The sequence below is a fragment of the Pedobacter sp. genome (genome assembly GCF_965227205.1).
Lineage (GTDB): Bacteria > Bacteroidota > Bacteroidia > Sphingobacteriales > Sphingobacteriaceae > Pedobacter.
Genome location: NZ_OZ245727.1, coordinates 1,136,117 through 1,148,559, shown reverse-complemented (window position 1 = coordinate 1,148,559; position 12,443 = coordinate 1,136,117). Strand labels below are relative to the sequence as shown.

Here is a 12,443-nt window from a genome sequence, read left to right as displayed (position 1 = left end):
ATTTCGACATCTATCATGCCTATAGGATTATCCCTAACTTTGAGTCCATGGGTTTGAACATAGAATGATTTTGCTTTTGCGATATCGTTTACTGCAAATGTAAGGAAACCCATAAGAGCGCTCCACGAGCAGATTGAATGGTAAACCGGAAAGGGCATCCATCAATCCGCGTGGACCGTCTTCTAGTCAAAATCAACTCACTCCATTCAAATCAAAATATGTCCTGAAGGAAAAACGGGAGATTAGATCGAGATTCTCAGCGAGCATATCCGTTGTGAGCGTCTGTATTACCTCATGAGAGAGATTTGTGAATGCGGATTTTATTGCAGGATCGCTGATTAACTTCATAAAATCTTCCATTCCCTTCGCGCGATTCTGGTCAACTTCATTGATAAATTGTTTAGCCGCAGCGGGAAAACCGATTACGACACTTAATAGCAGCATGGATGGCAGATAATCGTATCGCGATTGAACCATATTAATGGGATAGCTCTGGTGTGCCTTGACTATGCGATATATATTAACAAATCTTTTTATTGTTCTAGGGGTATGGCCGAAGAGGAAAGCCATGTTTTGCATTTCAGAAATTTCTTCCAGGCTTAAGGTAATCCGTTCCTCTATCACGACATCAAGTTCATCAGAAACGGCTTGTAAACTTTCCATTTGTTCATCTTCCATTGATGCTGGTTCATTTACAGAATACTCTATGTTATCCTGTAATAATCTATTTTCGTGTCCAGGGTCAGAATCAATGGTAACTTTAGGACTGTTATCGATTATCTCTGCAAGATCATCCTTGGTCAGGTGGGCAATTAGCTTGCGCTTGTGAACATCTGCCATCGGTTTTAGAGAAAATGGAATTTGGAATATTTTTTCCAGGTAATCGAAGGATGTAATCTGATTTGTTTTTAACTGAGGGTCTTTGGAAGAAAAGAACTTACTATATTTTTCTGTCAGCGCGCTATCCAACCACCTTGAATCCACACCAACAACGACCACGAATAGTTCAAATGCAAGCAAAAGATGAATTGCCTCTAAAGTTTTCATGACAACATCGGTCGAACATCGGTCCAGATCATCAATATAAAGCACAATTCTGTCGATTTGAAAACGTTCACCCTTGCCGTATACTTTCGGCAGAACATCCTTTTGAGCTTTAAAGAGGTTGTTCAACTGCGTAAAATCCCTTCTAATTTTCGAGATTATTCCCAGCTGGCTATTATAACCCTGTTCCAATGATTTATCCTCAATAAAATTAGCAATGAGCTTCCCTTTTCCAATGTCATCCAGATCATGCTCCAATTTCACCTTTTCCGCCCTTTTTTTATTAAGCTCGTTCTGAATACTTTTCTGATTAGATGACAAAGTATCCAGATCAATTTCAAGCTTTTTTATATCATCAGTCTCTGAATACTTTAACTCTTCCACCTTATCCTCAATTGAGGTTTTAAGATGCTTTAGGCTATTGAAGATTTTATTTATTTTCCTCATGTAAGGTTTTAACCAAACAAGATTGGCTAAAATAAGCAGGATTTCAGCGATAATTGAAATCGCAATCTGGTATGATTTTTTCAAGCCTTCCTGGAATGGCTCAAAGAAGAATAGCGCTCCTACTCCAATAAACAGGATAACTGATAGCCAGACCTTCCACCAATCCCCTTTCTGAAATAATATCCGATATGCTTCAATCATTCGCTTAAAAAAGGAATCCATTTGGGAGAGTTTATCATTAATCTCCTGAACATCGCTGATTAAGGCTGCACCTGGCTCAGATTGTTGAATCTGCCTTAAGCGGAGCTGAACAAAAGGCTCCTGAAATATTACTTTGATAATGTCACCAGCCTTTAGCAGAGACAGTTTTTTCTTTTTGTCAACAATGGCTTGTTCGAGACTGGCTTTATGCTTTTCAACTTCGAGCAGTTCAGAATCCACATTCTTAAGCAAATCCTCCTGCTTAATAATTTCTATAGTTGTAAGGTTTAGCTTAGCATAGATATCTCTTACTGAATTTCCATTAAATTTGCCTTTAAGCGCGTAATTATTAAGTTCTTCAAAAATATGTGTAATTAAGCTCGCCCATAGGTTACTATCCGAATAATGCCAGGCATTGAACTTCACATGAACAATATTTTTAACATACCGTTCCCCATTTCTTTCACTAAGCACCTTAATTCTATCACTTAGCTTATCCATAAAAAAACTTTTACCAGATCCCCAATTTCCAAATATGCCTATCGCTAAGGGAGGAGTTAATTTTTTTAATGCGATCAAGGATGCGAAAGAATCAATGTCGCTTTGAAAATCAAGTTGATCGGAAGTTTCTTTAAAGTTCAGGTCATTGGCAAAGTGTGCATCCCTATCGTGCTGTACCCGTTGCCGTTCAGGTAAAGATTTGGAGGTTAATATTTGCTGAAAAACAGATTCTGATATTTTAAAGAGCCTTTCAGGATCATCCACGCCTAACTTATTGGTGAATGAAATATTGGCTGAAAAATTCACTAGAGGAATAAGTGGCTTGATTTCTTCGGATACCTTTATGGTTATGCCCTCACCGTGCTGTTGATCTACGTTTACGGTTTGAACCACTTCGAAAACGCACAAAACGCCCTGATAGTCGGGAAAAACATAGCCGATGAGTTTAGCGCCAACTTTTAAATTCACGAAAAGGTCATAGTCTACCCGAACATCACCCTGTAAGTTATGGGTATGAAACCTAAAAAGACGTCCGCTAACAAGTTCGGAAATAATCCAGGTTGCTGAATTAATTTTTAAAAAGTAAAAATCTTCCGCCTCAATCTCAGGATCTTTATCTTTAGGAAATGGTGTACCTGGAGTATTTATATGTTTATAAATCTCAAAAGCAGTTTCATTTTCCAAAATGTTATGATGCGTGCGGATATAGGAATTGAATTCCTGAATGCTTTTATATGTCTTCTCATTCAAAACCATGGAATTGTCTGCGATAACACGCTTGAGTTCATCGAGTAATACATTAAGTTTTTCCGAACTAAAGGAATCATCAATCTGCTCCGATTCGGTTTTCAGGGTTTCAGGGATTTCCTGAGCAAGTAATCTACCAGCCATATCAGCGACATCTGAGAGGGAGCGATATGTTTCCATTCTCGAAACAGGCGCAACAGAAAGGTAATCTGGAATTTCAGTCTTTCCAATAACCAGCGTAATCAGAAATTCACTATTATAGTTTCTGCGAGTGAAGGCGGCCTGAAATGCTTTGCGTAAATCCGGGTTATCGAAAGCTGACTGGCTGAGTAAAAATAAATATCCAGCAACTTTGCGTTCGGATTTTATAATCACTTCCGCAGTGTCATCAAAGCCAAAGGTATCATCCCACTCGTTAGAGATGAAAGATATTTCAGGAAAGTTTTTTTCCACCCTTTTAAAAAGCTTTCGGTCAAATGGGTGATATACAACAAAAACAGGAAATTGAGCGTTCATAGAGGCATTAATAATATAAGAGATACTAAGCTAGCAATAATTTTAAGACATTATCTTTATCCAGGAAATCCCCCTAAATGGCTTTCTATTTCTTCGATTGGCACAAAGTAAGCTATCGCCTTCCTCTCTTCGAGTATACCCTTTAACGACCTGCTGAAATTAACAATCTCCCTGCTTTTGAGCGCTGTTGAGAACCGCTTATCCTTACGGTGCACTTTTGCTGAATCCTTCGCCCTCCAGAAAGTTTCTATGCTGTCTACGATTTCCCCTGCTGTAAAAAGTATTGTGGGGATATCCAGTATGTGTAATGGCTCGTCTTGATTTTTCCTCGGCAGGACATACACCGAGAGGTTGCGTCCCGCGAATGTTTCTATGTTTATGTTCTCCACCCTGTCCAGGCCTTTAAAGAAATCGGACACCTGTCCCCTTTCCATAATTCCCGAGGGCTGAATGATGCTTAGCACTACGCCGTTTTCTTTCTTCCATGCATGGCTTTCCCCACCGATTTTGAACACCTGCGGGATGTCCATTCTTAATGCAGCTGCAAGAAAATTCTGCACGTAGGCATGTGCCAGTCCCTGGGCAGGAAGTTCTGAATGGAAACTCTCCAAAACCGCTTTGTCCAGGACTTGCCCTATCTGTGCCGCAGCCTGTTTAGTCACGCTCCTTAAATCCGCTGAGTCCATAGATTTAGGTTTCTGGTAGAAAAACTTAATTGGCTTTACGTCCTGGTCAAAATAACCTGGGAGCCTGATATCTAAATAATCAGGAACCAGCAATAATGTCTTCTGTGGTCCCAGCCTTGCCATGGTCGCCCCAAGTTCAAAGATAACATTATCCCTTGGCACCCAGATTTGTTTACCCGGGTTTTGAGCATCCAGCATAATGTTGTCATCTGAAAGGATGAGTATCGCATAGTCATAGTTAAATAACTTTTTAAAAAATGTCCAGAGGGGGGTGGTTTTATTTTTCCCGAAAAAATCCCCTTTCCACAAATGTACGGTATGGTGCTTTTTCAGGTTTCTGTGCAATCCCTTTGCGATGTGCAGGGATGAGGATGAGGAAAATATAACGGTCTGCGGTTCCATGGCTTGATTAGTTTATTTTATTCGTTCTCTGCTTTGAAGGTTTAAGATAAAGGGTATCCCGGTAATTAGCTGATTGTCTTTAATGCTTTCATCTTTCTCTAATGACTTGTAAGGCACAAGGTTCAGGTGCAGCCTGAGAGACTGGTACATCTTCTTCAGCGCCTCTTCGCTTAACCATTCCACTTTAGCCTGATGGTAATTATCAAGGTCACATAACGGGGCAAAGCCCTCAATTATTTTTTGTGCACACCAGCGGGAATGTTCCATTTCAGCCAGTTGATTTTCAATTTCATATAACTTTTCTGATATGGTGAGTAGCCCGTCAGTGGGTTTGACCCCCGCCCTCCTGAGTTTCACGAAAATATGATCTGCTGCCGCCCGGTTGGCATCCTTCAGGTTTTCCTGCATATTTGCCCAATACGCTGCTGCCTCTATATCGATACTCGCCATTCCACGCATGATCCACATTTTCTTGGTATCGTCCATGGATATTTTGTCTTCTGAGGTATGGTGGAACCAAAGGGCATGGCGCCTGGTAAACCTATCCAGGTGGTTTTGATGAATGGCCTGGTAACTGCAGGCTTTGATGTAATTGCCAAAGCAATACACCGCTATGCTGTCGGCCTGCGTATTGAGTTTTTCCTCTATCATGTCAATCTCCTGCAAATCAGGTAAGTTACAGAAGCAAAAAACTTCCAGGCTAAACTGGTTTTGTTTTTTCAGGTAGTTCAGCATTGGCAGGATGTTATGAGTGAATGAAGCGCCCTTCACCGCGTTTTCCATGCAGTTGTATATGGTAACTATGCTTCCCTTTTTCAACTGGCTGTATAGTGAAAAGCCATCATGAAGCACTGAATATTCTCCTTTTGGCAGCACTTCAAAATTTATCAGGGATTTACCATCTGGCAGAAAAACTTCACGCTGTATGGCCCTGGCGAAAGTATTGGTATCATACCCGGCACCGTTTTCATAAAAGCAAGTGAAACGTGCTTTAAAATCCCTCACTCTTTCAAATTCCTCTTCCTCATGGTATATGGTTATGGAAAGTGGCAGACTCTTATGGAAATGACTGTTTCCCGCGATATGCAGGCACATTTTTTCTGCCAGCGGACTAAAACCTAGGATAATCGCCTTAATATCCTTCGCCGTTGACCCGGTCCTTTTGTAATGGGTATCTGCATCCCGGTCAATGGGATATTCCCTTAGCAGCTTCCTTGAAATGTTTTCATTCACCTGAAAGGTTTCCATAGTTATACTAGTCGTATTTTGCAGGAAGTGACGTTCGCTTACCCCGCTGACATGTACAAATAATCTGGGTTTACGCTTTTTCCCTTTCCTTAGCAGATACCTGTCTACATGCTGGAGGTTCCTCGCATTCTTGGTGTCTTCATCGCTAAACACATAAATACTGTCTGAATCTTTTACCTTTGCCTTTTCAAAGACCCGGTCCAGGGTGGGTTTACTGCCGAAGATTATCGCCCCTGCCTGCTGGCATGTTGTTTTGTGAACAGCAGAACCTTCTTCATCAATAATGATGACCTTACGATGGTTTTTGATCAGGTCGAGCGCAAGGTAATGTGACTGCTCGCTCAGGCCAATGATGGTATCAAAAGCACCCTTCTTTTTCATCTCCATACTGAATAAAATATGGCGTAATTTATATGAGGCAAACTTAACCCTCCAGACCAATATCCAGAACCTGTTGAGGTTCGACCCGGTCAGTTTCAGGAAAGCAAGCATGAAAGCATAGGTAAAGAGCATCGCCCCACTTATTCTTGCGAGGTTTAAAGCCCTGTTACTGCACTCAACATATTCTCCCAGTACCGAGGTACCCATCGAACTTAAATTCACGGCCTTAAAGAAATAATCCATTGCATCCAGCAGCGCTTTTTTATCATCTTTACCAATCACACAGGCCTGATAGTCCTTAAACCCGTTGTAACCTGCTATTATTGTCAGAAGCAGTAAAAAGGCAGGAAGGATTGCCTGAAGAAACAGGCTTTCATATTTATTGAGTTTAGCCACCAGGTTCCAGCTGAACTTTGCCGAGAACCACTCCTGGATGTTAAGGGGCTTTTTAAAAGGCTCGGCACTTTCCACCCAGCTAAGCTCCGCATTTCCCACAATGACTTTGTTTCTTCCCATCCCCGCCGCTCTCGAGGCGAAAGGACTGCTTTCCCTTGGCGTCATAAGCTGATGAAGGCAGGTCTGTTTATCTGCTTTATTGTGGTAATGAACCTGTTTAAAAATATAGGAAGGTCCTCCCAGTAAATTATTCTGTATCCCATCCCAGGCAAGCAGGATATGCCTCGAATGACGGATTATCAGGTCAGCCTGATTAGCGAAGAGCTGATCTTTTTCCCCTTTCACCTGGTAGGCATTCATTGATGTACCATACAGGTTTTCAAGTTCTTTTTTATTTTCCTGCTCATCCTTACCAAGTAATATCGCCACTTCAATACCCAGTTCCAGGGCTGCCCTTACTGCCAGTTTATCTGCGCCTTCGGCAAGCCCGGTGAGCAGTAGGCAGGGCCTTTGACTGTTATCCCTTATCTGCTTTAATTTAAAGCTTATACTTTCCTGAATTTTTTTTTGCTGGTCCTCAAAAACATTCCGGTGGCCGGAGTGCCCTATAACCAAATGCGTTCTGAGTTGTGGTATGGACAGGCTGGCTTCTCCTCTTTTAAATCTTGAAAATATCTTATGTTTCATCTCTAGCCGGCTTATAGGTAATATTTTTTTCGCTTATTTACCAGTCAATTTTAAAAGACTATTCTTCCAGTTTTGCCACAAGGGCTTTAGCTACATCTTTCCAGTCTCCCACAGTTGCTTCTTTGCCCGAACACAGGTTCAGTAAATCCAGTAGTTTCACCCTTGATAACTTACCTTCTTTTATTTGCTGCTGCAGGTTTTCAAAATGCGCCTCAATAATCCTTACTATCCTTTTCGGCGTACCCACGTCATCAGCCGGAAAAAAATTCGGAAATAACCTGACGGCCATCATTATGTCCAACTCACTCATCGAACGGAGGCACCTTCTTATCAGCCCCACTTCCCCGTCAAGCACAACGGCAGCTACAATTTCTTCGAAAATATCTCCGAGTTTGATCTTTTCGGTGTCAGCCAGTTGCCCTATCCTGCTTACGGTCTTTCTTGCAATGCCTTGCTCTGAATCCATGCACAGGTTTATAAGTTCTTCCTGGCTGAGTGTCTTTCTATGCACGAAAAATTCCATTGCCCTTTTGCGCAGCTCTTTATGCTCGTAAGGATCAAAGAGTATGCTTTTGCAGATCAGTTCATTTTTTTCAGTGAGATCATTTTCATGGTAATGCCTGTAATTGGCGCTATGCAGGTGGACATTGATAAAGGCATCCCGCTTATTGAGCGTTTCCTTACTCTGCAGGGCGGTTCGAAACAAGTGAGAAATCTGTTCGGTCAGGTTTTTTTCAAGCGTGTTCTCCTCGAATGCAACAATGCTGAAGCGGCTCAGGCGGTTCTGGTTTTCCAGGTAATAGATTTTGCTGAGCATTTTACTTTCCTGCAATTCAGCGGGTGAAGACATTTTATACTTTCCATAGGTCTTTTGAAGACACAGGATGATGAAGTTTTTACCTTGTTCGACCGCATGCTCAAACTCTACCTCCCAGGTGATTTCGCCGAAATTTTCCCTAATGACGAAAACGATAATGTCTGACTCATCAATGGTCCTCACGGAGTTCTTTTCATAAGCTTTTTTGCCACCAAACTGTTCGAACGAAAAGTTTCCATCTATGAAATTGGCTGGTTTGCCCAGGTTGAGTGCCGAGCATACTTTAAAATAAGAATCAATATATCCCCTGGTGTCCGCTGCGCCGCAGAACATCGCTGAAGGTAAGTGCATAATTTAGATGATTTGTAAACGAATATAGACTAAAAAGCAAAGTATTTTCCAAGAAAAATATCAACAAAATGTTAATTAAATTATTAAAACATAATGCATTAGCAGAAACAGAAAAGAGCTGATTGTCTGATAGCATAAAACTGAAGACAAGACAAAACATGCCCATCTTCAGTTAGTAGTCGATGATAAAAAACCTGTCTTAACAATAAATTATTTATGCCTTATCCCAGTTTTCGCAGTTGATCTCAAATAAACCCGTTAATTGTTTCTTTTAAAAGGTTTCAACAGAATTAAATAATCTTTTGTAACCAATTGGCAAATCTGTTTCTCATTATTTTTTATTACCTCGCTTCCCGATAGAAACCTGTTTACATTATCCGCCACTTTCCCAGGATATCATAACCCATACTCAAAAATCATTATTGGTGTGTTAGTTACTTTGAAAAAGTGCCCCAATTATGGGGCCATGGATCGATTATTCACCTACCGGAACGGGAATCAGGGAAGCAAAAGAAGCAGCAACACCGAAGTCCGGAGAACCATCAGCATTCCAATTAAGTTTTTGCATTCGCGGTGTCCTAGTTCCATTAGCAGTTGCTGCCACGCTTCGGGCGTGATAGACAAACCAATTTTCTGTTCGCAAAACCCCATTCGGGTCAGTATAACTGCTGGTAAAAAAACCGTTGTGACCAGGTCCATAAACCGCATTGGCATCACTTTTTACGAATACCTGCTTCTTATTTATCCAATTAGTAGCTACAAGCGGATCTGCTCCAGGTATGAGCTGAAGCTGAGCAAGGCAGTAATTATCACTACTGAAACGACTTGCTGAATAAATCATAAATATTGGAGAGGCAGCATCTTTTTGCAAAACGATAGGCCCCTCATTCACGCCGGCGCCAAGGGAACCGCTGGGTTCATATTTTTCCCAGTTATTGGTTGGTGATGATATTTTTACTCTTGCTCCACTAATTGTCCATGGATTGGACATAGGCGCAATATAGAGGTACTGCTTAAATTTTGTTGCAACATTTTCCCAGCCTGACCAGACGAAATAGTTATTGTTTCCTATAGTAAGTATTGACCCATCGATTGCCCATTGATCACTGGGATCGGAAATTTTGCCCTTAAATGTCCAGGTACCGGTCATGGGATCGGCATTTGGGTTTTCAAGTACAAACATGCGATGACTCTCACCCCCTCCATCATTGGCAGCAAAATATAAGTACCACTTCCCTGAAAGATAGTGAAGCTCAGGGGCCCATAAGTTGGACGAATATGGCATACCGGCGGGAGGCGTCCAGACTACGGATTCCGGCGCATTAGCGAGCAGAGACATCGATCTGGTTTTTCTTAAGCCAATATTATTTCCCCTGGTGTACATAAAATAATACCAGCCATCTTTTTGGGCAACGTACGGGTCAGCGCGGCTGGCGTTAATAAGTGGGTTCTGAAAGTTGAGGTTATGGAAATCAAACAGATCCTGAGTTGCGGTAGCTATACTTTTTTGCCTGATTTTTGTGCCAGGCGTATTGTTTTCAGGGTCGACCACCATTTTCATCCCCGTGGCCTTGTTGGTTAGGGCATAGCTACTATTTGCGGAAGAGAAAACGATTGACCACCTTTGCGCATCGCTTCCATCATCGGTAGCTTGAAGCAGCGCATCTCCAGAAGTTGAGGATGGGGATTTCAGGCATTTGTTACTTGTAAGGTTGACTAGTTTGTAGTATGTTGCATCCACTTTGATCAGCTTCCATTTTTGTCCATTATTTGGAAACCACGACCATTGTTGTATTAATGCATTTTCCGAAGTTGAATTTCCGGTAACTTCCATGACTGGTCCGGACGGCATAGCGGAGATTCCGCGGATTCGGTAAATGGCACCATCAATCAGCGTACCTGGAAGGGGCGCGGCATTGGTCACTACAGGAGCTGACTCGGGACCACTAATCGGGTTATCCTGGAGCAGCTCCGAAGGATATTGCTTTTGACAAGCTGTGCCTGTGAGCGTTAAGAATGCCAGGAAATAAAATAACTGTTTTGTTTTCATAAAAAATAATTTAGGTTGCTTGAGCATTCATAAACTACCAGGCAAGGCAGTAAAATATAATTGTTTTAAAAGCCCGTCCATTTACTACATAGACGGGCTGGATGTGCAATTATCACCAACCAAAGTTCTGCACCAGATTTGGATCTTTATCCATTTCATTTTGCGGGATGGGCATTAAATAATGTTTATCCGTAAAAATTCGGTTTTGTATCACAACGGGTTTGTAAAACACAGCAAGACCTGCCGCCTCAGTGGTAATGTTCAAACCTGTTGCGGTAAGCTCCGCGGCCGAAGGCCTGGCATTGAGTACATTGACAGCAGTATTATCAACCCTTTTGGCGATCATCCACCTGCGGACATCCCAGAATCTGCTGCCCTCGAAAGCAAGTTCAATCCTGCGTTCATTTTGAATTCGGTTTCGCATCCCAGTTTTAGAATTATCGGCGCCTATAACTGGTAGTACCGGCATTGAGACCCGCTGGCGAACCCTATTAACATAATCATAAACACTTGCATCGGGTTGATCAAGATATTCATTCATTGCCTCAGCATAGTTAAGGTATATTTCGGCTAATCTAAATATTGGAAAATTCCTGCGGGCGGTTCCTGTTCCTGCGTTCCGGTCATATTCCGGACTTAGGAATTTTCGAACATTATATCCCCAGGGACTCGTACCAGCCTTGCCTGTTGCCCAGCCATCTGTTTGACCATTTCCTCCGCCCCACCAAGCCAATTTCACCCCTCTTTTATTAGCATCAAACCGCCAGAGTGAGTACTGAAAGAAAACCGTTGCATAGAACCTTGGGTCCCTGTTTTTGTACATGTTGGAAAGACCTGTAGCGGATGAAAATTTAAGTCCGTCCCATAATTGTCCATTCCATGTGCCATTGATCTGATAACCTGAGCCTGCCTCATTGATTGGAAATCCATTGCTCATCTCGAAAGCATCGACAAATTCTTGTAAAGGGGTAAGTTTTGCGCTTCCCTTAAAAGGCGGCCCGTTTGGCAAATGATTTCCGTCATAGGTTGTGGAATTGGCCATGATGCGGGGGAGAATGGTTTCTGTATAATCACGGGTGTAGAACTGAGCGGCATAGTTCTGAACCGGATTGGCTGGAAAGGGGTTATATAAGGAATAAATGCCCAGATCAATTACTTGTCTAGCGGCATCAGCTGCGCGCTTCCATTTCTCCTTATTATAAGTTGAACTAAACAGAAGCTTACCGTCGGAATTCCTAATTCCTGCATAAAGTGCGTTACCATTGAAAAGAGGACTTGCAGCATAGAGTAGAGTTCTTGATTTTAAGGCAAGTGCTGCACCCTTGGTGATACGACCAATCTGTGCACTCTCATGGGTTAAAGGTAGCTCATTTGCAATCGCATCGCATTCCGAAACAATGAAAGAGACCACCTCATCTACTGAATTTCGGAATAACATTGTATTTTCAATATTCGCAGGGTCAACAACAGTTTTTTCGGTGACTAACGGAACTGCCCCATATCTTTTGAACAGTTCAAAGTAGAACTGCGCCCTTAGAAATCTCGCTTCCGCCTTGTACCTTGGCTTCCAGATTCCATAATAATCCGCCCGGTTAAGTGGCACCGGCACCGCATCGATGTTCGCAATGAATATATTGGCTCTTCTAATATCCTGATACTTACCTGCCCAGTTTCCGATAGGGTTATCAGTATTGCTCCAGCTGCCCAAGTTATATTTGTAAGCATCTATACCACCTGAATTATCGAACCACTGGTGGTAAGTTTCATCCGTATAAGCGGAGATATCTGAACCCAAATCATTTGGAAGTGCGTTGTAGAGTCTTGCAAGCGCTTGTTCACTTAGATTGATATTTGCAAATACATCTTCTTCAGTAGCGAATTCGGCGGGCACCACGTCCAGATATTTTTTACAGGAAATACTTGTCAGTGATATAACCAACAGCAGTATTAAGTTAATTTTTTTCATATT

The 12,443-nt window shown here is 42.0% G+C and carries 6 protein-coding genes; all 6 read right to left on the bottom strand.

Annotated features, from left to right (window positions below; genetic code table 11):
* Positions 1-192: 192 nt before the first annotated feature.
* Entirely contained in the window at positions 193-3,456 is a 3,264-nt protein-coding gene (locus ACO05K_RS04805; RefSeq protein WP_421943321.1) for a P-loop NTPase fold protein, read from the bottom strand.
* A gap of 56 nt (positions 3,457-3,512) precedes the next feature.
* Entirely contained in the window at positions 3,513-4,544 is a 1,032-nt protein-coding gene (locus ACO05K_RS04800; RefSeq protein WP_421943320.1) for a TIR domain-containing protein, read from the bottom strand.
* Between the two features lie 12 nt (positions 4,545-4,556).
* On the bottom strand, positions 4,557-7,256 hold the full coding sequence (locus ACO05K_RS04795) for a hypothetical protein (RefSeq protein WP_421943319.1): 2,700 nt from the start codon (positions 7,254-7,256) through the stop codon (positions 4,557-4,559).
* 58 nt (positions 7,257-7,314) lie between these two features.
* Entirely contained in the window at positions 7,315-8,424 is a 1,110-nt protein-coding gene (locus ACO05K_RS04790) for a hypothetical protein (RefSeq protein ID WP_421943318.1), read from the bottom strand.
* Between the two features lie 475 nt (positions 8,425-8,899).
* Complete coding sequence (locus tag ACO05K_RS04785) at positions 8,900-10,474, bottom strand: family 43 glycosylhydrolase (protein ID WP_421943317.1); 1,575 nt, start codon at positions 10,472-10,474, stop codon at positions 8,900-8,902.
* Positions 10,475-10,586: 112 nt separating this feature from the next.
* Complete coding sequence (locus ACO05K_RS04780; protein WP_421943316.1) at positions 10,587-12,440, bottom strand: RagB/SusD family nutrient uptake outer membrane protein; 1,854 nt, start codon at positions 12,438-12,440, stop codon at positions 10,587-10,589.
* Positions 12,441-12,443: the final 3 nt, after the last annotated feature.